21 protein-coding genes are annotated in these 19,775 nt (G+C 72.4%); 12 read left to right on the forward strand and 9 right to left on the reverse strand.

Translation table 11 applies throughout. The features are described from left to right. Positions 1 to 10 precede the first annotated feature (10 nt). Positions 11 to 562 carry a hypothetical protein gene (locus tag JOD46_RS06475; RefSeq protein WP_204392635.1) on the forward strand — a complete coding sequence of 184 codons (552 nt, stop codon included), beginning with the start codon at positions 11 to 13 and terminating at the stop codon, positions 560 to 562. Between the two features lie 25 nt (positions 563 to 587). Here JOD46_RS06475 and JOD46_RS06480 read toward each other — a convergent pair whose 3' ends face one another. Both JOD46_RS06480 and JOD46_RS06485 read right to left on the reverse strand, forming a co-directional pair. After that, positions 588 to 1,832: an endonuclease/exonuclease/phosphatase family protein gene (locus tag JOD46_RS06480; protein WP_307834934.1), complete on the reverse strand. Its 1,245-nt coding sequence runs from the start codon at positions 1,830 to 1,832 to the stop codon at positions 588 to 590. Between the two features lie 96 nt (positions 1,833 to 1,928). Continuing rightward, complete coding sequence (locus tag JOD46_RS06485; RefSeq protein ID WP_204392637.1) at positions 1,929 to 2,897, reverse strand: helix-turn-helix transcriptional regulator; 969 nt, start codon at positions 2,895 to 2,897, stop codon at positions 1,929 to 1,931. A gap of 62 nt (positions 2,898 to 2,959) precedes the next feature. On the opposite strand from JOD46_RS06485, the gene JOD46_RS06490 reads away from it, so the two are divergent. Continuing rightward, the gene (locus JOD46_RS06490) at positions 2,960 to 4,111 is read left to right on the forward strand and encodes an epoxide hydrolase family protein (protein ID WP_204392639.1); all 1,152 of its coding nucleotides are present in this window, start codon (positions 2,960 to 2,962) and stop codon (positions 4,109 to 4,111) included. A gap of 46 nt (positions 4,112 to 4,157) precedes the next feature. On the opposite strand, the gene JOD46_RS06495 is transcribed toward JOD46_RS06490, so the two are convergent. Continuing rightward, positions 4,158 to 5,240, reverse strand: a complete 1,083-nt coding sequence (locus JOD46_RS06495; RefSeq protein ID WP_204392641.1) for a phage tail sheath family protein — start codon at positions 5,238 to 5,240, stop codon at positions 4,158 to 4,160. Between the two features lie 12 nt (positions 5,241 to 5,252). Beyond that, the gene (locus tag JOD46_RS06500; RefSeq protein WP_204392642.1) at positions 5,253 to 6,497 is read right to left on the reverse strand and encodes an ROK family protein; all 1,245 of its coding nucleotides are present in this window, start codon (positions 6,495 to 6,497) and stop codon (positions 5,253 to 5,255) included. 122 nt (positions 6,498 to 6,619) lie between these two features. On the opposite strand from JOD46_RS06500, the gene JOD46_RS06505 reads away from it, so the two are divergent. From JOD46_RS06505 to JOD46_RS06530, 6 genes are read left to right on the forward strand one after another with little or no spacing between them, the layout of a single operon-like run. Then, positions 6,620 to 7,921, forward strand: a complete 1,302-nt coding sequence (locus tag JOD46_RS06505) for an ABC transporter substrate-binding protein (protein WP_307834935.1) — start codon at positions 6,620 to 6,622, stop codon at positions 7,919 to 7,921. A gap of 25 nt (positions 7,922 to 7,946) precedes the next feature. Next, positions 7,947 to 8,912: a carbohydrate ABC transporter permease gene (locus JOD46_RS06510; RefSeq protein ID WP_204392644.1), complete on the forward strand. Its 966-nt coding sequence runs from the start codon at positions 7,947 to 7,949 to the stop codon at positions 8,910 to 8,912. Beyond that, positions 8,912 to 9,838, forward strand: coding sequence for a carbohydrate ABC transporter permease (locus JOD46_RS06515; protein ID WP_204392646.1), 927 nt, complete (start codon positions 8,912 to 8,914; stop codon positions 9,836 to 9,838). The genes JOD46_RS06510 and JOD46_RS06515 overlap by 1 nt, the downstream gene beginning before the upstream one ends. Next, positions 9,838 to 11,502, forward strand: a complete 1,665-nt coding sequence (locus tag JOD46_RS06520) for a glycoside hydrolase family 13 protein (RefSeq protein ID WP_204392648.1) — start codon at positions 9,838 to 9,840, stop codon at positions 11,500 to 11,502. Before JOD46_RS06515 ends, JOD46_RS06520 begins: the two co-directional genes overlap by 1 nt. A gap of 31 nt (positions 11,503 to 11,533) precedes the next feature. After that, positions 11,534 to 12,139 carry a class I SAM-dependent methyltransferase gene (locus JOD46_RS06525; RefSeq protein WP_204392650.1) on the forward strand — a complete coding sequence of 202 codons (606 nt, stop codon included), beginning with the start codon at positions 11,534 to 11,536 and terminating at the stop codon, positions 12,137 to 12,139. Then, positions 12,136 to 12,876: an NAD-dependent deacylase gene (locus tag JOD46_RS06530; RefSeq protein WP_307834936.1), complete on the forward strand. Its 741-nt coding sequence runs from the start codon at positions 12,136 to 12,138 to the stop codon at positions 12,874 to 12,876. The genes JOD46_RS06525 and JOD46_RS06530 overlap by 4 nt, the downstream gene beginning before the upstream one ends. 55 nt (positions 12,877 to 12,931) lie before the next feature. Here the strand turns inward: JOD46_RS06530 and JOD46_RS06535 are convergent, their stop codons facing one another. Then, the gene (locus JOD46_RS06535) at positions 12,932 to 13,690 is read right to left on the reverse strand and encodes an EI24 domain-containing protein (RefSeq protein WP_307834937.1); all 759 of its coding nucleotides are present in this window, start codon (positions 13,688 to 13,690) and stop codon (positions 12,932 to 12,934) included. 151 nt (positions 13,691 to 13,841) lie between these two features. Between JOD46_RS06535 and JOD46_RS06540 the strand changes: the two genes are divergently transcribed. The 4 genes from JOD46_RS06540 to JOD46_RS06555 all read left to right on the forward strand — a co-directional run bounded on the left by JOD46_RS06540 (position 13,842) and on the right by JOD46_RS06555 (position 16,135). Further along, entirely contained in the window at positions 13,842 to 14,783 is a 942-nt protein-coding gene (locus JOD46_RS06540) for a cytochrome b/b6 domain-containing protein (protein ID WP_204392652.1), read from the forward strand. Positions 14,784 to 14,792: 9 nt separating this feature from the next. Next, complete coding sequence (locus JOD46_RS06545; protein ID WP_204392654.1) at positions 14,793 to 14,987, forward strand: hypothetical protein; 195 nt, start codon at positions 14,793 to 14,795, stop codon at positions 14,985 to 14,987. Between the two features lie 26 nt (positions 14,988 to 15,013). Further along, a complete protein-coding gene (locus tag JOD46_RS06550; RefSeq protein WP_204392656.1) occupies positions 15,014 to 15,661 on the forward strand; it encodes a TetR/AcrR family transcriptional regulator in 648 nt (215 codons plus the stop codon). Between the two features lie 78 nt (positions 15,662 to 15,739). Further along, positions 15,740 to 16,135, forward strand: a complete 396-nt coding sequence (locus JOD46_RS06555) for a rhodanese-like domain-containing protein (protein WP_204392658.1) — start codon at positions 15,740 to 15,742, stop codon at positions 16,133 to 16,135. A 4-nt stretch (positions 16,136 to 16,139) separates the two neighbouring features. On the opposite strand, the gene JOD46_RS06560 is transcribed toward JOD46_RS06555, so the two are convergent. The 4 genes from JOD46_RS06560 to JOD46_RS06575 all read right to left on the reverse strand — a co-directional run bounded on the left by JOD46_RS06560 (position 16,140) and on the right by JOD46_RS06575 (position 19,765). Next, on the reverse strand, positions 16,140 to 17,201 hold the full coding sequence (locus tag JOD46_RS06560; RefSeq protein ID WP_204392660.1) for a PHP domain-containing protein: 1,062 nt from the start codon (positions 17,199 to 17,201) through the stop codon (positions 16,140 to 16,142). Between the two features lie 78 nt (positions 17,202 to 17,279). Next, positions 17,280 to 17,921: a cyclase family protein gene (locus JOD46_RS06565; RefSeq protein WP_307834938.1), complete on the reverse strand. Its 642-nt coding sequence runs from the start codon at positions 17,919 to 17,921 to the stop codon at positions 17,280 to 17,282. After that, the gene (locus tag JOD46_RS06570) at positions 17,918 to 19,318 is read right to left on the reverse strand and encodes a purine-cytosine permease family protein (protein ID WP_204392662.1); all 1,401 of its coding nucleotides are present in this window, start codon (positions 19,316 to 19,318) and stop codon (positions 17,918 to 17,920) included. Before JOD46_RS06570 ends, JOD46_RS06565 begins: the two co-directional genes overlap by 4 nt. A gap of 30 nt (positions 19,319 to 19,348) precedes the next feature. Beyond that, positions 19,349 to 19,765 carry a YybH family protein gene (locus JOD46_RS06575; protein ID WP_204392664.1) on the reverse strand — a complete coding sequence of 139 codons (417 nt, stop codon included), beginning with the start codon at positions 19,763 to 19,765 and terminating at the stop codon, positions 19,349 to 19,351. Between the last annotated feature and the right edge of the window lie 10 nt (positions 19,766 to 19,775).

Below are 19,775 nucleotides of genomic sequence, written 5' to 3' on the forward strand. Positions count from 1 at the left end.
CAATCCGGAAATGGAGGCACCGGGAAGCACCACCCTGGTCGTCGTGGGCGATGAGACGACGACCGCGATCGGCTCGCTCGCGGGGCTGGCGAACGTCGATAGCGCCAGCTTCGCCGAGATGACGGACGCCACCGACGCCGAGGTCGTCACGTGGTCGTCCACCTCGCACGCGCCGTACGTCGTGCACGATCGCGACCCCCTCGGCCACGTCGCCTCGGCGTGGGTCGAGTTCTACGACGAGCGGTCCACGCTCGGCGTGCTCCAGCTGGAGATCGAGCAGGTGCTCGACCAGGTCGCGCAGCACCGGATCCGCGTGCCCGACTACTACGTCGTGCTCGAGCCCGAGTCGCTGCGCGGCACCTGGCTGCACTGGTGGCTCGGCGTGCTCGCCGCGGCGTCGCCGAGCCGCGTCATCCCGTGGGCGCCGGGCGATTCGTCGCTCGCCGCGCTCATCCGGCACCTGCCGACCGCGCGGGCCTGGCCCGAGGTGCGCGAGTGGTTGCCGACCGTCGTGAAGGCTGTGCCCGATCGGGTGGGGCCGGGCCTGCCCGGCGCGGCCTGAGCCTGCGGCGCCGGGGGCGCGCCGGTCAGCCGTGCACGCGGAGGTCCACCCAGACGAGCCGGTGGTCGCTCGAGGGGAACGGGTAGACACCCGTCAGGGCCGAGAGCGGGTCGGCCTGCACCGGCCAGAACACGCCGGCGTCGAGCACGCGCAGGTCGCGCGACGGCAGCACGTAGTCGGCGCGCAGGTTCCCCGGCGCGGTGTCGGCGAAGTCGGCGGTGTCGTACGCCGGGTCGCCCTCGTGCGCCAGGTTCGCGCCGCCCTGCAGCGCGGACGCCTCCACCGCGCCCTCCGACGTCGGCAGTGGGTCGGTGATCCGGGGATGGCCGAGGAGCTGCAGGATGGCGTCCTCGGTCGAGTCGCCGTCGAGGGGATCGGCGTTCTGGTCGCCGAGGATCACGAACGACGAGCCGGGCTTCAACCCGCCGGTCGACCCTGCGTCGTCGGTGATGTAGCGCGATGCCGTGCCGGACGTGACGTAGTCGGCCCAGAAGCGGATCTCATCGTGGTTCCGTGTGCCGTTGCGGTCCTCGGGGCCGTCGAACGTCGGCGGTGTCGGGTGCGAAGCGAGCACGTGCACGGTCCGGCCGTCGACATCGACCGGCACGTCCCAGTGCGACTTGCTGGAGAGCCGGACCACGTCGAGCTCCTCCTGCGAGTACCAGTCGGCTGGTTCATCGGTGTTCGGGTCGTCCGGCAGGAGGGCGCCCGGCATGTCCTTCCAGAGGAAGTGCTGGAACGTGCGGACGTCGTCCTCGACGATGGGGTGCTTGGAGAGCACGGCCATCCCGTACTGCCCCTCGAAGAGGCCGAAGCCGAAGGCGTCGTCACCCCCGCCGATCACGCCGTTGTTGTTGAGGTCGAATCCGCTCGCCACGCCGGTGTTCGACGGCGCGACGAACGCGTAGGGGTACTCGACCGGATCGGCCCCGCCCTGCGAGACCTCGAGGTAGTTCGTCCGGAACAGGTCGACCGCGAGGCCGTCGGGCACGTAGTCGAACTCGTTGAGCAGCACGATGTCGGGGTTCGTCCGCTGGATGATCTGGGCCACCGTCCTCGCCTGCGCGTTCGCACCGGTCGACAGGTCGGCGACGAGCTGGCCCGGTGCGTTGCGGTTGAGCGAGAGGTTGTAGGTCGCGACGCGCAGCGTCTCGGTGCCCGCGTCGTCGGGCGGTGCCGCCGATGCCGGGGCTGCGCTGAGCGCGGCGCCGGCGAGGGCGGCGGCGGCCGTCGTGGTGATCAGGATCCGAATCGGTCGTCTCGTGGACACTGCGTGCTCCTTCGTGGGAGGTCCGGTCGGCTCCACGCTAGGCCGGGCCGGTGACGGGCGGAAGAACCGCGCACGAACGAGCGGGGATGCTTCGCCTCACCGGTCGGGCGTCGAGCCGCCGGCCGCCCGCGCGTACCGCTCCGAGAGCGTGCGAAGCAACGGCACGAGCTCGCGCGGGGACTCCACCGTGAAGTCCATGCCGAGCATGCCGATGTACGCGCCGATCGTGTCGAGGGAGTCGGCGCCGGTGACGAGCACCGACTCGTCGTCGGAGACCGCCTCGACGACGCCCACCGCGGGGTTGATGCGAGCGAGCACCGTCTCGGCGGGTGCCGCGACGCGGAGTCGGGCGTGCACGTTCCATCCGCTCATCGCGATCGAGCGCATCGCGAAGGCGGTGTAGTCGCCGCCGGGGAGCGGCGTGGGCGCGAACCGGCGCCGGGTCGGCATCCGGGGCCCGATCCAGTCGACGCGGAACACGCCCCATTCGCCCGACCGCGGGTCCCGGCCGACGAGGTACCACCGGCGCTCCCAGCTCAGCAGTCGGTAGGGCTCGACGAGCCGGGGCGTGCCGCGATCGTCGAACCGGAACCATTCGGCGTCGCGGATCGCGGCGGCGATCGCGGCGAGCACGGCCGGGTCGACCTCGGGATCGGGGGCGTCGGTGCCGGTGTTCTCGGGGGCTCGATCGACGACCGCGCCGATGGCGGCGACCATCGGCCGCAAGCGCGACGGCAGCACCTGGTCGAGCTTCGCGAGGGCCCGCGCGCTCGACTCGGCGATGCCGGCGATGCCCGTGGCCTCGCGCAACCCGATCGCCACGGCGACCGCCTCCTCGTCGTCGAGCAGGAGCGGCGGCAGCTTGCCGCCCGCGCCGAGGCGGTAGCCGCCGGCCGCGCCGCGCGTCGCGTCGACCGGGTAGCCGAGCTCGCGCAGCCGGTCGACGTCGTTGCGGATGGTGCGGACCGAGACGCCGAGGCGCTCGGCGAGCTGTGTTCCCGTCCAGTCGGCCCGGGACTGCAGGAGGGAGAGCATCGCGAGCATGCGTGCGGCGGTGTCGGACATGACTCGATCATCTCGATCTATTAGGAATCGAACGTGCCTGATTCGACCGTAGCGTCGGAGACATGACGAACACCACCACCGACGCCGCTCCCGACATCCGCCCGTTCCGCGTCGAGGTCGCGCAGGCGGACCTCGACGACCTCATGGACCGCCTCGCACGCACCCGCCTTCCGCAGGCGGCCCCGACCGACGACTGGTCGTACGGCACCCCCAACGGCTACCTGCGCGACGCGATCGACCGGTGGCGCACCACGTGGGACTGGCGCGCCGAGGAGGCGCGCATCAACGCCGTGCCGCACTTCACGACGACGGTCGACGGGCAGCCGATCCACTTCATCCACGTGCGCTCGCCGCACGAGGGCGCCACTCCGCTGCTGCTCGCGCACACGTACCCCGGGTCGTCCATCGACTACCTCGACCTGATCGCGTCGCTGGTGGATCCGGTCGCGCACGGCGGGCGCGCCGAGGACGCCTTCGACGTCGTGATCCCGGATGCGCCCGGCTTCGGCTTCTCGAACCCGGTGACGGACGCCGGATGGACGACCGCCCGCGTTGCCCGCGCCTACGACGCGCTCATGCGCCGGCTCGGCTACGCCGAGTACGGCATCCACGGCTCCGACAACGGCGCCATGGTCGCCCGCGAGCTCGGCCTGCTGAACCCCGAGGGCTTCCTCGGCCTGCACGTGCTGCAGCTGTTCTCGTTCCCGTCGGGCGACCCCGCGGAGTTCGAGTGCCTCGAGCCGCAGGACTACGCCGCACTCGAGCACATGCAGTGGTTCCAGTCGGTCGGCGGCTACAACACGATGAACGCGAGCCGCCCGCAGACGGTCTCCGTCGGCCTCAGCGACTCGCCCGCGGCGCTCCTCGCCTACAGCGAGCTGTTCAACTCCTTCGGCAACGGCACCTCGCTCGTGCCGCTCGACACCATCCTCACCGAGGTCGGCGTGAACTGGTTCGCGAACGCGTCGGCCGGCATGAGCCGCGCCTACCTCGAGAACGCCCGCGCCGAGGCCGAGGCGCAGGTCAACGCCGCGCCGACCGGCGTCGCGGTCTTCGCCGACGACTTCCAGACGATCCGGGTCTTCGCCGAGCGGGACAACTCGAACATCGTGCACTGGAGCCGGTTCGAGCGCGGAGGCCACTTCGCCGCGCTCGAGGTGCCCGATGAGGTCGTCGGCGACATCCGCGCCTTCTTCGCGGCCCTGCGCGGCTGAGGCGCGGGTCGAGCGGATGTCGTGAGCGCGCGCTCGCTGCATCCGCTCATGCCGTGGGCAGCGCCCGCGCCCGCACCCGCAGCACGACGAACTCGCCGGGCCGGAGCGGCGCGAAGCCCACCAGCACGGTGAACTCACCACCCTCGAGCTGCCGTTGCGTCGCCGTGTCGCGGTCGCACCGCACGACGTACGCGTCGCGCGGCGTGGTTCCGGGGAAGGCCCCCGCGCGGAAGAGGTCGTGCAGGAACGCGCCGACCGACTCGCGCACCTCGCGCCATAGCGGTTCGTCGTTCGGCTCGAAGCGGGTCCATCGGAGGCCGCGATCGATGCTCTCCTCGAGGAACAGGGCGGTGCGGCGCACCGGGACGTACCTCCACTCGCTCGCCGAGGCGTCGGCCCCGGCCAGCGTGCGTGCGCCCCAGACGACCGGGCCGTGCCCGGGGAAGCGGCGGAGCGCGTTGACGCCGAGGGCGGCGAGCCGACGGGTCTCGTCGTCGCGCAGCGCGAATGCGAGGTCGTCGACGCCGACGAGCGCGGCCTCGAGCCCCGCGGGCGACGCCCAGACGCCTCGGCTCGCGTCCGTCCGAGCCAGGACCCCGGCGACCGCGCCGGTCGCTGCGGTGAGCCGACCGTCGGCGGCGCGGCGCAGCCGGGGTGCGTACACGGCGGCATTCGGGCTCGCGGTGCCCACCGCCTGCGCTGCGCCGCCCGCCATCGCGGCCTCGATCGCGGCGGCGTTCGTCCACGACGAGGGCGGGTCCACGAGCAGCATCGTCCGCCGGCGCTCACCGAACGCCGCCGCCGCGGCGACGACCGCGTTCGCGTCGTCCCGGTCGACGCTCTCCGCTGGCAGCACGACGAGGTTCACGAGGTCGACCCGGTCGAGCGCCTCGAGCCCGGTGCCCACGCCGTGGAGGCCGGCGTCCTCGACGCGCACGACGATCGCCGTGCTGCCGCCATTGGCGAAGAAGTCGTCGATCGCCCCTCGGAGCGTGCCCGAATCGGCGCCGAACGCCGCCTCGAACTCCGCGAGGCTCTCGACCAGGGTCGGCTCGAGGAGCGGCCCGGTCTCCGCGAACCCGATGAACGCCGCCACCGCGGTTCCGACGCCCTCGATCGGACGGGTCATGCGCCCGTCTCCTCAGGCCGCGCCGCGCTCCCGCGGCACGAGGTCGAGCGCGCGCTCGCGGACGAGCGCCAGCGCGTGGGCGAGCGCGCCGATCGTCACGCAGTCCTCGCCGAGCTCGGAGCGACGCAGTTCGGGCGCGGTCGGGTCGTCGCTGCGGGCGAGCACGGCGGCGGCCCGGTCGACCATCATGGGCAGGCGCTCGGCCGCGGCGCCGCCGACGATGACCCGATCGACATCGAGCAGGTCGCCCAGCACGAGGCAGATGCGCGCGAGACGGGCGGCGAGGCGGTCGAGGAGGTCGCCCGCGACCGGGTCGCCGGCGAGCGCCGCCCGTCCGACGTCGGACTCGTCGAGCGTGTCGGGGTCGAGGCGCCCGAGCGCGCTTCCCTCGGGCAACCCGGAACGGATCGCCTCGACGGCCCAGCGTCGCGCGAGCAGGGCCAGGCCGTCGGCCGAGCCGACGCCGTCGACGTGGTCGAGGAAGCGCAGTTCGCCGGCGCCGCCGCGTCGGCCGCGAACGAGCCGGCCGTCGATCATGAGCCCGGCGCCCATGCCCTCGCCGACGATGAGCGCGATGAAGGAGTCGACGTCTCGTCCGCCGCCGTCGGGCGCCGACCGCTCGGCGATCGCGGCGAGGTTCGCGTCGTTCTCGACCGCGACGATCTCGGCGTCGCCGTCGAAGAGCTCGGCGTAGCCCGGGTTGGTCAGGCTCCAGAACCAGTTCTCGGCGGGCGAGGCGCCGCGTCGATCGACCGGCGCGGGCACCGCGACCGTGATCGCGAGCACCGCCTCGGGGGCGATGGCGGCGTCGGCCAGGGCGCCCTCCATCGCCGCGCGCGCGAGCGCGCGCCGCTGGGCGGCGTCGGCGAGGCGCTCGATGTCGCCCGGGCTCGGCGCGGGGATGACGACCCGGTGCCGGCCCAGGGGGGTGCCGCGCAGGTCGGCGACCGTGGCCGACACGTGGTCGTACCCGGCATCGATGCCCACGATGTACGCGGCGCGCTCGTTGAGCGCGTAGCGGCGCGCGGGGCGCCCCTTCGTGTAGGCGCCGGCGGCGCGGGCGTCGTCGAGCTCCTCGAGCCATCCGTCGGCGAGCAGTTCCTCGCAGACGCCGATCACCGTCGACCGGGTGAGGCCGGTCGCCGCCATCGCGTCGGTCGCGGTGAACGCGCCGACGGTCCAGGCGTACTCGAGCACGCTCCGCGCGTTCGCCTGCCGCAGCACCTGCGGCGAGGTCGCCGATCCGATCCGATCCATTGCTTGACACCTCCGCCTCTCCCCGTCATTATTTACGACAAGAAGTAAATCTACATCCTAAATTTACTTGGTCAGAGTCGACACGCGCCGAGCGGGTCGACGATCGATTCGGAGGAGACGACGTGCTGCACCGCGCATCCCGCCCCACTGATCGCCGTCGGCGTCGGCCGGCGCGCCGCTCGCGCCTCGCGCTGCTGGCCGCGGGCGTCCTCGGCGCCGTGCTCGCGCTGTCGGGCTGCGCCGGCGCTGCCGGAGGCGGTCCCGCCCAGATCACGTTCCACATGTCCAAGCCCGAGGCGATCCCGTTCTTCCGCGACCTCGTCGAGCGGTACAACAGCGAGCAGTCCGACGTCCACGTCACGCTCGACACCGCGTCGAACCTCTCGGCCGCGTTCCTCCGGGGCAACCCGCCCGACGTCGGGCTGCTGAACTACAACTACGAGATGGCGCGGTTCATGGAGCGCGGCGCGCTCTCCGACCTCTCCGACCTGCCCGAGGCCGCGCGGATCCGACCCGAGGTGCAGGAACTCGTCGACCAGTACGCGACCTATCCGGGGCGCACGAGCGTGCTGCCGTACTCGGTCGCGGCCGAATCCGTCATCTACAACGTGAAGATGTTCGAGGAGAACGGCATCGCAGTGCCGACGACCTGGGACGAGTTGATCGCCGCGTGCGACAGGCTCGAGGCCGCCGGCATCACGCCCATCTACAGCACGTTCAAGGACCCCTGGACGCTCGGCCAGGGCCTGTTCGACTACACCGTCGGCGGCTCGGTCGACGTCGCGGACTTCCTCGACCGCATGGACGAGCTCGGGACCGAGGTCGGTCCGACCTCGGACACGTCGTTCGAACGGACGATCCTCCGGCCGGCCGAGCAGATGAAGCAGCTCGCCGACTACTCGAACGACGACGCACCCAGCCGCGGCTACGGCGACGGCAACGTCGCCTTCGCGAACGGCGAGGCCGCCATGTACATGCAGGGGCCGTGGGCGTTCGGCGAGATCGCGAAGACCAACCCCGACCTCGAGCTCGCGACGTTCCCACTGCCGGCCACGAACGACCCCGACGACCTCAAGGTGCGGGTCAACCTCGACCTCGCGCTCTGGGTGCCCGAGGCGAGCACCAAGAAGGCGGCCGCACGCGAGTTCGTCTCGTACCTCATGCAGAAGGACGTGATGGACCAGTACAACGCGGCGTTCCTGGGCTTCGGCACCACGACGGATGCCGCGCCCGCGACCGACGAGCGGATCCTGCCCATGCAGGAGTACTACGACGACGGCGCCTTCTACCAGGGGCTCTCCCGCTCGATCCCGCTCACCATCCCGATCGACAACTACATCCAGACCATGGCGACCGGCGGGGACATCCCCGCGACGCTCGCCACCATCGACGCCGACTGGGCGCGGCTCGCGCTGCGCGGCTGACCCCGGTGACGAGAGGACGAACGCCATGACCACACCGATCACCCGCGCCGCGGCATCCGCCGGGTCGCTCGTCGACGACGCCGAGCACGGCCGCGTCGACCACCTCGCGGGGGCCGCCCACGACCGGAGGGGCCGACCGAGGATCGACCCGATCTACTACTGGTTCCTGCTGCCGACGCTCGCGCTCTTCACGCTCGCCATCACGGTGCCCGCCCTCCTCGGCATCTTCTACTCCTTCACCGACTTCATCGGCTTCGGCGAGTGGCAGTTCATCGGGCTCACGAACTACATCGCCGCGCTCTCCGACCCGGCGATCCTGTCGAGCTACGCCTTCACGTTCGGCTTCGCGATCGTGACGGTCGTGCTCGTGAACGCGATCGCGTTCCTCCTCGCCGTCGGCCTGACCTCGCGCATCAAGCTCAAGACCGGGCTCCGCGCGATCTTCGTCATCCCCATGGTGATCTCGGGGATCGTCATCGCCTACGTCTTCAACTTCCTCTTCTCCAACTCCCTCCCCGCGCTCGGCGCCGGCCTCGGCATCCCGTGGCTGTCGGAGTCGATCCTCGCGAACCCCGACCTCGCCTGGGTGGCGATCGTGATCGTGGCGGCCTGGCAGTCGATCCCGGCGACCCTGCTCATCTACATCGCCGGACTGCTCTCGATCCCGGGCGACGTGTACGAGGCGGCCGACCTCGACGGGGCCACGGCCTGGACCAAGCTCCGCTCGGTCACCCTGCCGCTCGTGGCCGGGTACGTCGTCATCAACACGATCATCGGCTTCAAGAACTACCTGAACGTGTACGACGTCATCATCGGCCTCACGAACGGCGGCCCGGGCACCGCGACCCGCAGCATCGCCATGACGATCTTCACCGGTTTCACCGGCGGCGACTACGCCTACCAGATGGCCAACGCGACGATCTTCTTCGTCATCGCCGTGGCCATCTCGGTCCTCCAACTCCGGCTCACCCGCGGAAAGGCGGCGATCTGATGACCCAGACGGCAGCGAAGCGGCTTCCCGCTCCGACACTCACCACCACGCGCCCACGCGACGAGGTCGTGGCGACGACCCGCCGTCGCCGCGGGCGAGTCGGCCGCGAACGCACGAACTGGACCACCACGGTGATCCTCGCGCTGTGCGCGCTGACCGTGCTCCTGCCGCTCTACGTGACGATCACGATGTCGCTGAAGTCGACCTCGCAGGCGGTCGACGGCAACGCGTTCTCGCTGCCCAACCCGATCGACGTCTCGGGATTCGCCGCGGCGTGGCAGCTCACGAACTTCCCCGTCGCGTTCACGATCTCGCTGCTCGTGACGGCCGGCACCGTGGTCGGCACCGTGCTGCTCGCCTCGCTCGCGTCGTACGCGATCGTGCGCAACTGGGACCACCGCCTGTTCCGCTGGTCGTTCTTCTACCTGCTCGCGGCGATGTTCCTGCCGTTCCCGGTGGTCGCGCTCCCGCAGATCCAGCTCACGGGCCTGGCCGGCCTCGCCAATCCGGTCGGCGTCACGATCCTGCACATCATGTTCCAGCTCTCGTTCAGCATCCTGCTGTTCACGGCGTTCCTGCGATCCATCCCGCTCGAGCTCGAGGAGAGCGCGCGGATCGACGGCGCGACGACCTGGCAGACGTTCCGGCAGCTGATCTTCCCGCTGCTCGCCCCGATGAGCGCGACGGTCGCGATCTTCGCCTTCCTGGCCTCGTGGAACGACTTCATGATGCCGTCGCTGATCATCGCCGACTCGGCGCAGCAGACGCTGCCGGTCGTGCAGTCGATCTTCCAGACCCAGTTCAGCAACAACTACAACGTGTCGTTCGCGTCGTACCTCATGGCCATGGCGCCCGCGATCGTCGTCTACCTCTTCACCCAGCGCTGGGTGATGGAGGGCGTGACCCAGGGGGCGGTGAAGGGCTGATGACCGACGTGCTCTCCCGCCCCGAGCTCGAGCGACTCCGCGCCGACGCCGACTGGTGGCGCCAGGCGGCCGTGTACCAGGTCTACCCCCGGAGCTTCGCCGACGCCGACGGCGACGGCATCGGCGACCTGCGCGGCCTGCGCTCGCGCGTGCCGTACCTGCGCCGCCTCGGCATCGACGCGGTGTGGCTCAGCCCGTTCTACCCGTCGGCGCTCGCCGACGGCGGGTACGACGTCGACGACTACCGCGACGTCGACCCGCGGCTCGGCACGCTCGCCGACTTCGACGCCCTCGTCGCGGCGCTCCACGAGGCCGGCATCCGCGTGATCATCGACATCGTCCCGAACCACACCTCCGACCGGCACGCGTGGTTCCGCGAGGCGCTCGCCTCGCCGCGCGGGTCGGCGGCGCGCGACCGGTACGTCTTCCGCGACGGACTCGGGTCCGATGGCGCGCTGCCGCCCGCCGACTGGACGAGCATCTTCGGCGGACCCGCATGGGAGCCCGTCGGCGACGGCCAGTGGTACCTCCACGTCTTCGCGCGCGAGCAGCCCGACCTCAACTGGGACCACCCCGACGTGCGGGCGGATTTCCTCACGACGCTCCGCTTCTGGTCCGACCGCGGCGTCGACGGGTTCCGCATCGACGTCGCGCACGGCCTCGCCAAGCGCCTCGACGACGAGCTTCCCGACCAGGCCACGCTCGACGCGCTGCCGCGCGACGGCGCCCATCCGCTGTGGGACCGCGACGAGGTGCACGAGATCTACGCCGAGTGGCGACGCGTGTTCGACGAGTACGACCCGCCGCGCACGGCGGTCGCCGAGGCCTGGGTCGACGCGCACCGGCGGCCCCGGTACGCGAGCATCGAGGGGCTCGGCCAGGCGTTCAACTTCGACCTGCTCGAGGCGCCGTACGACGCGCACGCGTTCCGGCGCGTCGTCGACGCGAACCTCGCGCTCGCCGCGGCATCCGGCTCGTCGACCACCTGGGTGCTCTCGAATCACGACGTGGTCCGGCACGCGACCCGCTACGGCCTGCCCGACCCGGCCGTGCCGGGCGAGCGGCACGGCGCGGAATGGCTGCGGTCGGGTGGAACGGACCCCGTTCTCGACCGGGCGCGCGGCCTGCGGCGTGCCCGGGCCGCGAGCCTGTTCCTGCTCGGCCTGCCCGGCTCGGCCTACCTCTACCAGGGCGAGGAGCTCGGCCTGCACGAGGTCGCCGACATCCCGCACGAGCGGCGGCAGGATCCCGCGTACGTCCGCAACCCCGGCGTCGACATCGGGCGTGACGGATGCCGCGTGCCGCTGCCGTGGAGTGCGCGCGGCGCCTCGTTCGGGTTCGGCCCGGGCGGTGCGCACCTGCCGCAGCCGTCGTGGTTCGCCGAGCTCGCGGCCGACGAACAGGCCGACGACCCGACGTCGACGCTCTGGATGTACCGCCGCGCGCTGCGGCTGCGCGGCGACCTCCAGACGTCGGAGGAGCTCGAATGGGTGGAGTCGCCGCGCGCCGACGTGGTGCACTTCCGCCGCCCGCAGGGCTGGGAGGTCGTCATGAACTTCGGGACCGAGCCGGCGGACCTGCCCGAGGGCACGGCGCTCGTCGCGAGCGGCCCGCTCGAGGACGGCCGCCTGCCCGGCGAGACGACCGTGTGGCTCCGCGCTTGACGGGCGCGTCCCCACGTGGTCGCATGACGGCATGGACCCCGCGCGACCGGCGCTGATCACCGACGACGAGCTCGACGACCTCGAGCGCGAGGCCGTCGGGCGGCTGCGCGGGCGCGTGCTCGAGATCGGCGCGGGCGAGGGCGAGAACTTCGGCGCGCTGCACCACGACGTGGACTGGGTCGGTCTCGAGCCCGACGCCGAACGCCGCCGCGAGCTCGCGACGCGGGCCCGTGAGTGGGGCCGCCGGGCCGAGCCGCTCGACGCGGTCGCCGAGGCGATCCCGCTGCCCGACGCCTCGGTCGACGCGGTCGTGGGCACGTACGTGCTCTGCTCGGTGCGCGACCAGGCCGAGGCGCTCGCCGAGGTGCGCCGCGTGCTGCGGCCGGGCGGCCGGGTCGTGTTCGTCGACCACGTGGTCGCGCCGCCGCGCACGCTCAAGCGCGCCGTGCAGCGCGCCGTCACGCCGTTCACGGCGCGGTTCTGCCACGGATGCCACTGGGACCGCGACACGGGCGCGGCGCTCGCCGCGGCGGGGTTCGCGGGCGATGACGTGCGCCTCGTGCGCGTGCCGTCGGCGCCGTTCGGCCCGACGCGCGTGCTGCTCTTCAGCGGGCACCTCCCGGAGCGCGCCGCGTGAGCATCGGCGCAGGAGCGGGCGCGGCCGACGGCGCGACACGGGCGCCGCGCGTCGTCGTGCTCACGGGCGCGGGCATCTCCGCCGAGAGCGGCGTTGCGACGTTCCGCGACGCGGGCGGCCTGTGGGAGGGTCACCGCGTCGAGGACGTCGCGACGCCCGAGGCGTTCGAGCGCGATCCCGGAACCGTGCAGCGCTTCTACGACGCGCGGCGGCGCGCCGTCGCCTCCGTCGCGCCGAACCCCGCGCACGCCGCGCTCGCGCGACTCGAGGCGGGGCTCGGCGACGACCTGCTGCTCGTCACGCAGAACATCGACGACCTGCACGAGCGCGCCGGATCCGGACGGGTGCGGCACATGCACGGCGAGATCTTCCGCGCGCGCTGCCTCGCGTGCGGGGCTCGCGTCGAGGCCCGGGGCGACCTCGTCGACGCGCCGCCGTGCCCCGAGTGCGGCGAGCGCACGCTGCGCCCCGACGTGGTCTGGTTCGGCGAGATGCCCTACGGGCTCGACGAGATCGACCTCGCCCTCGTACGGTGCGAGCGGTTCGTGGCGATCGGCACGTCCGGTGCCGTGCACCCGGCGGCGGGATTCGTGCTGACCGCGGCCGCGTTCGGCGCCGCGACGCTCGAGCTGAACCTGGCCGAGAGCGAGATCACGCCGTACTTCGACGAGAGCCGGCTCGGACTCGCGAGCGAGCTCGTGCCGCGGTGGGTCGACGAGATGCTCGCGGGAGACTGAGACGCGGATGCCGCGGGGGGAACCGCCCGGCCCCGCGACATCCGCTGCTCACCACCTACTTCCGGCCGTCGGCCCCGATCGGATGCAGCGTGTCGAGCGCGGATCGCGCGAGCATCGTCGCGCCCGCCACCGCGGCGGGCATCGTCGCGACCGCGCCGAGCGGCACGAGGAAGCAGAGCTGGGTCGCGACACCGAAGCCGAGGAACCGCCAGCGGTTCGCGCGCAGGAGGCCGCGACGCACCTCGGGGTCGAGGTGGCGTGCGTCGAATGCGCGCGCGGCCAGCTCGCGGGCCAGCAGGCGCCCGGTGAGCACCGCGCCGAGCACGGCCGCGAGCACGCCGCCGACGACCGGGACGAACCCCACCACCGCGACGATCACGGCCGAGACGACGCCCTGCAGGACGAGCACGAGCGCGCCGCCCACGCCGCTCCAGAAGCTCGGGCCCTCGGATGGCACGGGGCCGCCGAGGTCGGCCTCGACGGCCTTCCAGATGCGCTCATAGAAGGGGTCGCCGACGATGAGCGTCAGTGCGGTGAACGCCACGAAGGCGAGCACGGCGGCGCCGGCGAACACCACGACCGTGACGAGCGCGCGGAACGCCGATCGCCAGAACTCCTGCCATCCGTCGGCGAACGGGGTCGCCCAGTCGACCAGGCCCGGGAGTCCGATGCCGAGCGCGACGAGCCCCCACACCAGCCCGGCGAACACGATCGCCGCAGGCACGAGGCCGAGGAGCATCACGCCGGGATCGCGGCGCCAGAACCCGAACCCGCGCAGCAGCATCCGCGCTCCCGCGGCGAGTTCCTTCAGCACCGGCCCAGCATAGGCCGGTCGCGAGACGGAACGTCATGGCGCCACGCGCTCCCAGCCGTCGGCGCTATCGTCGTTGTGCCCCGTCGCCCCGCCCGACCTCGGCAGGCGGCGTCCGACCGATGCGCCGACACCGATGAGGAACCGACCGGAGATGACCGTGACCCCGACGAAGCCCTCGCGCGCCGCCGAATGGTGGAGGGTGCAGCGCCGTCGCGTGCTGTGGGGCGTCGCGATCGCCGTCGTCGCGCTCGTCGTCGCGGTCGTGGTCGCACGCCTGCTGCGCGGGCTGCCGGCCGTCGAGGCGTTCGTCGCCGAGTATCCCGGGGTCGTGCCGCCGCCCGAGGGCACCCCGGTCGGCATCCCCGCGTGGCTCGGCTGGCAGCACTTCCTCAACGCGTTCTTCCTCGCCCTGCTCGTCAAGACCGGGCTCGAGCTGCGCAGCAAGCGCCGCCCGCCGGGGTTCTGGACGCGCGACAACACGCGCTGGCCGCGCACGACGCGAGCGCCGCGGCGCCTCGGCATCTGGCTGTGGTTCCACCTGTGGCTCGACGCGTTCTGGGTGCTCACGGGCGTGAGCTACGTCGTGCTGCTGTTCGCGACCGGCCAGTGGCTGCGCATCGTGCCGACCGACTGGGCCGTCGTGCCCAACGCGATCTCGGCCGCGCTGCAGTACGCCTCGCTCGACTGGCCCACCGAGGACTCCTGGGTCGTGTACAACTCGCTCCAGCAGCTCGCGTACTTCACGGTGGTGTTCATCGCCGCGCCGCTCGCCCTGCTCACGGGGCTGCGGCTCTCGTCGGCGTGGCCCGTCGAGGGCCGGCTGGCGTCGCCGTCGAGCGAACGGCTGGCCCGCGCCATCCACTACCCGGTCATGCTGTTCTTCCTCGCGTTCACGTTCGTGCACGTCGTGCTCGTGTTCACGACCGGGGCGCTGCGCAAGCTCAACCAGATGTACACCGCGCGCGACGCCGATGACTGGCTCGGCTTCGCGGTGTTCGCGCTCTCGGTCGCGGTGATGGCCGCCGCCTGGGTGCTCGCGAGGCCGCCCCTGCTCAAGCGCATCGCGGCGAAGTCGGGCCGCGTCCAGGGCTAGGCTCGGAGGATGGGCCGCACCCTCTGGATCGTCCTCGGCGTCATCGCCTCGGTGGTGATCGCTTGGGTCCTCGTCGACCTCGTCTTCAGCGTGCTGTTCTTCGTCGTGAAGCTCGCGATCGTCGCGGTCGTCGCGGTCGCGGTGTTCTTCGCACTCCGGGCCTGGGTCGGCCGGGCCGGCGAACGGCGCAGCCTCGAGCGCTGACCGCCCGCGCCGCTAGGCTCGGCCGCATGGCGGACGGAGCGGAGCGCCGCACGACGGCGACGAAGCGGCGCGGCCCGAAGCGCGCCGCCGGCGAACCCGCCGGACCCGACCAGGTGCGCCGCGCGCTGCTCGACGCGGCCGCGGAGCTCTTCGTGCGCGACGGCGTGCACCGGGTGTCGCTGCGCGAGGTCGCCGCTGGGGCGAACGTGCACCCGAACCTCATCCGTCGCTACATCGGGACCCGCGACGACCTGGTGATGGCGGTGTTCGACGACCTGTCGTCGCAGCTCGCCGAACTGGTCCTGAGGAATCCGCTCGCGGGGCAGGGGCATGGCCCGGCGACGGTGATGGGCCGGTGGGTCCGCATGCTCGACCAGTTGGTGCTCGAGGGCCGGCCCGTGGTCGGCCGCGCGGGGTTCAACCCGGTGCTCGCGCTCGCACAGACCCTCCGGGAGGGCTACGGCCTCGACGACCGGGCGGCGCGCGTGCGGGCTGCGCAGGTCGGCGCACTGGCACTGGGTTGGCGGGTCTTCGAGGAGTACCTGCTGGAGGCGGGCGGCCTCGGCGACCTCCCCGTCGAGGTGCTGCGCGCCGAGCTCGCGGACACGAACCGACGGATCGGCGCGACGCCGTGGCGGCCGCCTTCCGAGGCGGCGGATGACGCGCTTCCCTGAGGATCGCTCGCATCGAGCGCCGGCAATGTGTACGCTCCAATACATTCGAATGGGCCCGGCCCGGCTGAGGAGAACGACATGGTCAGGACCGTCGCGGAGATGCTCGGGCAGGCGCACGCGTCCGTCGGCGTGGAATCGCCGGCGTCTGCGGCCGACGCCCTCGCCGACGGTTCGGCCGTCCTGGTCGACGTGCGGCAGAGCGACGAGTTCGCCGCGTGCCGCATCGCCGGCTCCATCCAGGTGGCCCGCGGCCTGCTCGAGTTCGCCGCCGACCCCGCGAGTGGACATCATCGGACCGAACTGCAACCGGAGGCGCGCATCATCGTCGTGTCCACCTCGGGGGCGCGCGGCGCCCTCGCCGCGGCGACGCTGCAGTCCATGGGCTTCGTCGACGTCGCCGTGCTCGAGGGCGGGCTCACGGCATGGATGGCCGAGGGCCGGCCGGTCGCGACGCCGGAGCACTCCGCCGCCTGAGGCCTCAGCGGGGGCGCTTCTTCGCCGCCGCCCAGTCGACCAGCCGGTCGGCCTCCCAGGTCGTGACGATCCGCTCGGGCGGGATCCCGGCCGCCTCAGCGCGCGCCGCACCGAGCGCGAGGAACCCGAAGTGACCCGGGGCGTGCCCATCGGTGTCGATCGCGAACCGGCACCCGTGGCCGAGCGCGAGCGCGATGAGGTCGTCGGGCGGGTCCTGCCGCTCGGGTCGCGAGTTGATCTCGACCGCGACGTCGTGCTCGGCGCACGCCGCGAACACCGCGTCGGCGTCGAACGCCGACTGGGGGCGTGTTCCGCGCGAGCCCTGCACGAGCCGGCCCGTGCAGTGCCCGAGCACGTTCGTGCGCGGGTCGCGGATGGCGCGCAGCATCCGCGGCGTCATCTCCTCGGACGGCGAGCGCAGCTTCGAGTGCACGCTCGCGACCACCACGTCGAGCCGGTCGAGCAGGTCGGGGCGCTGGTCGAGCGTGCCGTCCTCGAGGATGTCGACCTCGATGCCGGTGAGGATCCGCACGCCGAGGTCGCCGCGGTCGCGTGCGTCCGGGTCGTCGGCGCCCTCGCCGTGCCCCGCGTTCAGCGCGGCCACGATCTCGAGCTGCGACTCGAGCCGCTCGGGCGAGAGCCCGTTCGCCACGCGCAGGCTCGGCGAGTGGTCGGTGAGCGCGAAGTAGGAGAGGCCCGCGGATGCCGCGGCACGCGCCATCGCCGCGATGCTCGTCGTGCCGTCCGACCACTCGGAATGCGCGTGGAGGTCGCCGCGCAGGAGCGCGCGCAACCCGGAGCGCGTCTCCGCGCCGGCCTTCTCGCGGAGGTCGGCGAGGTAGGCCGGCGTGCCGCCCGCGAGCGCCTCGGTGATCACGGCGAGACTCGAGTCGCCGATGCCGGGCGTGCGCTTCAGCCGGCCGTCGGCGGCCCGGGCGCGAAGCTCCTCGGCCGGCAGCGGCCCGATCGCGGCGGCGGCACGGCGGAACGCCTTCGCCTTGAACGGCGAGGCGAGCTGCACCTCGAGCAGCGTCGCGATCTCCTCGAGGGCCTGCACCGGGTCCATCGACCCAGTCTGCCGTGGGAGGGGCCGGTGGTCGAGTGCTGGGGAGCGGCCGCGCGCGGCGACTCGACCACCGGCGGCTCAGGCGTCGAAGGCGACCGCGCGCACGGGCGCGCCGTCGCCGGCGATCCGAAGCGGGAAGAACCCGACGCGCACGCGATCGGGCAGTCCGTCGAGGTTCGCGACGTTCTCGACGATGAGCCCGTCGGCGCCGAGCACGACCTCGTGCACCGGGAACGAGGTCGTGCCTGCGGCATCCGTCGGGTCCGGGCTCAGCGTGTCGACCGCGAGCACGCGCATCCCGCGCTCGACCAGGAGCCGCGCGGCATCCCGACCCAGCGCCGGATGCCGCAGCGCGCGCTCGGTGCCGAAGTGGCGTGCCCACCCGGTGTCGACCACCACGATCGACGGCACTCGTGCGGGCAGGTCGCCGAGGTCGTCGAGCCCGATGAGCGCGCCGTCCTCGAGGCCCTCGACGTGGATGACGAGCGCGTCGCCGACGAGCTCGTCGAGCTCGACCGCGTCCATCGTGCGGCCGCCCGCCACCGTGTGCGCGGGCGCGTCGACGTGCGTGCCGGTGTGCGAGCCGAGCTCGAGCGCGGTGACCGCGGCGCCATCGCGCTCGAGCTCGAGCGCCGGCGCGAGGTGCACCCCGGGGTCGCCGGGGTACACCATCATGCCGTCGGCGACGGGGTGGCTGAGGTCGCGCATCACGCCGGTCACGCGCCCGTGCCGGCGCCGCTGCCCGTGCCGAGGGGCACCCGGCTGAGGTGACGGCTCGGCTCGGCCGGGTGCGCCGCACGCTCGCGCAGCGAGAGCAGCAGGTACAGCACGAACGTGACCGCGAATCCCGGGATCGTCGCGCCGATGGGCGTCGGCCACACGTACGTCCACAGGTAGACGCCGACCGCGCCGACCGCCCACGAGGCGATCGCCGCCCAGTTCACGCCCGCGAGGTACCAGTACCGGCCGCCGCGCGGTTGCAGGATGTCGGGCGTGTAGGCGCCGCGCTTGACGAGGTAGTAGTCGGCGATCATGATCGCGAACACCGGGGCGAAGAGCGCGCCGATCAGCACCAGGAACGTCGTGAACTGGTTCAGCAGGCCGAAGAAGGTCGCGCCGATGATCGAGACGAGTCCGAGGATGAGCGCGGTCGGCAGGAACTTCACGCGCGCACCCGGGATCGCGTTCACGACCGAGGTGACCATACCGTAGACGACCATGGTGTTCGTCGCCATGACCGAGACGAAGATCACGATCGCGAACGGCCAGCCGAACGGCTCCACGATCGTCACCGGGTCGAACGGGATCGCCTCGCCGCCCGAGAGGATCACGTACGAGATCGCGGTCGCGCCGAGGGCCATCGAGATGATCGTCGAGAGGCTGTAGCCGACGCCCGAGCCGATGATGCCGGCCTTGCTCGACCTCGCGAACCGGTTGAAGTCGGCCGAGAGCACGGTCCACGAGATCGCGGTCGCGATGACCACGTCGAGCACGAGGATCGGCGTGTAGCCGATGGACTCGTCGACGGGGATCGCCGCGTACTCGGCCGGCGTGAACGTGGTGAACGCCGTGACGAAGATGACGGCCATGATCGCGAGCATGAGCGCGGCGAGCCAGGGCTCGATGCGCGCGATGCCCTCGTGCCCGAGGATCGCGAGGATCACGACGATCGTCTGGCACACGACCGCCCAGACGACGGGCATCGAGACGCCCGTGACCGACGCCACGAGGAAGTCGAGCGCGATGCCGGCGAGCATCGCCTGCACCCAGCTCCATCCCATGAGGATCACGACGTTCGCGCTCACCGGCAGCAGGCTGCCGCGCGTGCCGAACGGGCCGCGGGTCAGGGCCATGGTGGGCAGGCCGGTGCGCGTGCCGATGTTGCCGACGGTGACGAGCACCACGGCGCCGATGAGGGTGCCGACGACGATGAGCAGGATCGCGAGGCCGTAGTCGACGCCCGGCACGAACAGCGTGCCCGTGAGCAGGGTCGTGACGACGAGGTTGGCGGCGAGCCAGATCATGCCGATGCGCAGCAGCGAGAACTCGCCGGCGACGGGGCCGGCGTCATCCGAGTTGCGTTCGAGTCGTTGCTCGAGGCGGGTGTAGAGCGACATTGCTGTTCTCCTCGGTGAAGGGTGGGGGTGTCAGGCGGCGTCGGCCGCGGGCATGGGGGAGAGGTGCTCGTGCACGGCGATGAGGCCGCGGGTCGCGTCGGTGCGGAACACGATGGTCTCGCGCTCGCGATAGGAGTCGGGGCCGTCCGGAGTCTCGACGGCGGTCTCGACCGAGTGGCTGAAGATGGCGCCGCCGGGGAAGGGCTGCACGCGCCGGTCGCTCGACGTGCACGAGACGACGCGCCATCCGCTCGCAACCCAGTCGGCCCAGAGCCGCTCGTACGCGGCCCGGTCGTCGAGGCGCTCGGGCTCGGTGTGGAACACGAACATCGCGTCGGGCGCGAAGGTCGCGAAGTAGCGGGGGCCGTCGGTCGCGGCGAAGGCGTCGACGATGGCGGATGCAGCGGCCTCGACCTCCTCGACGCCGGGGGTGCGGTGGTCGGACATCTCGTGGGCT

It is taken from the genome of Agromyces aurantiacus (assembly GCF_016907355.1).
Lineage (GTDB): Bacteria > Actinomycetota > Actinomycetes > Actinomycetales > Microbacteriaceae > Agromyces > Agromyces aurantiacus.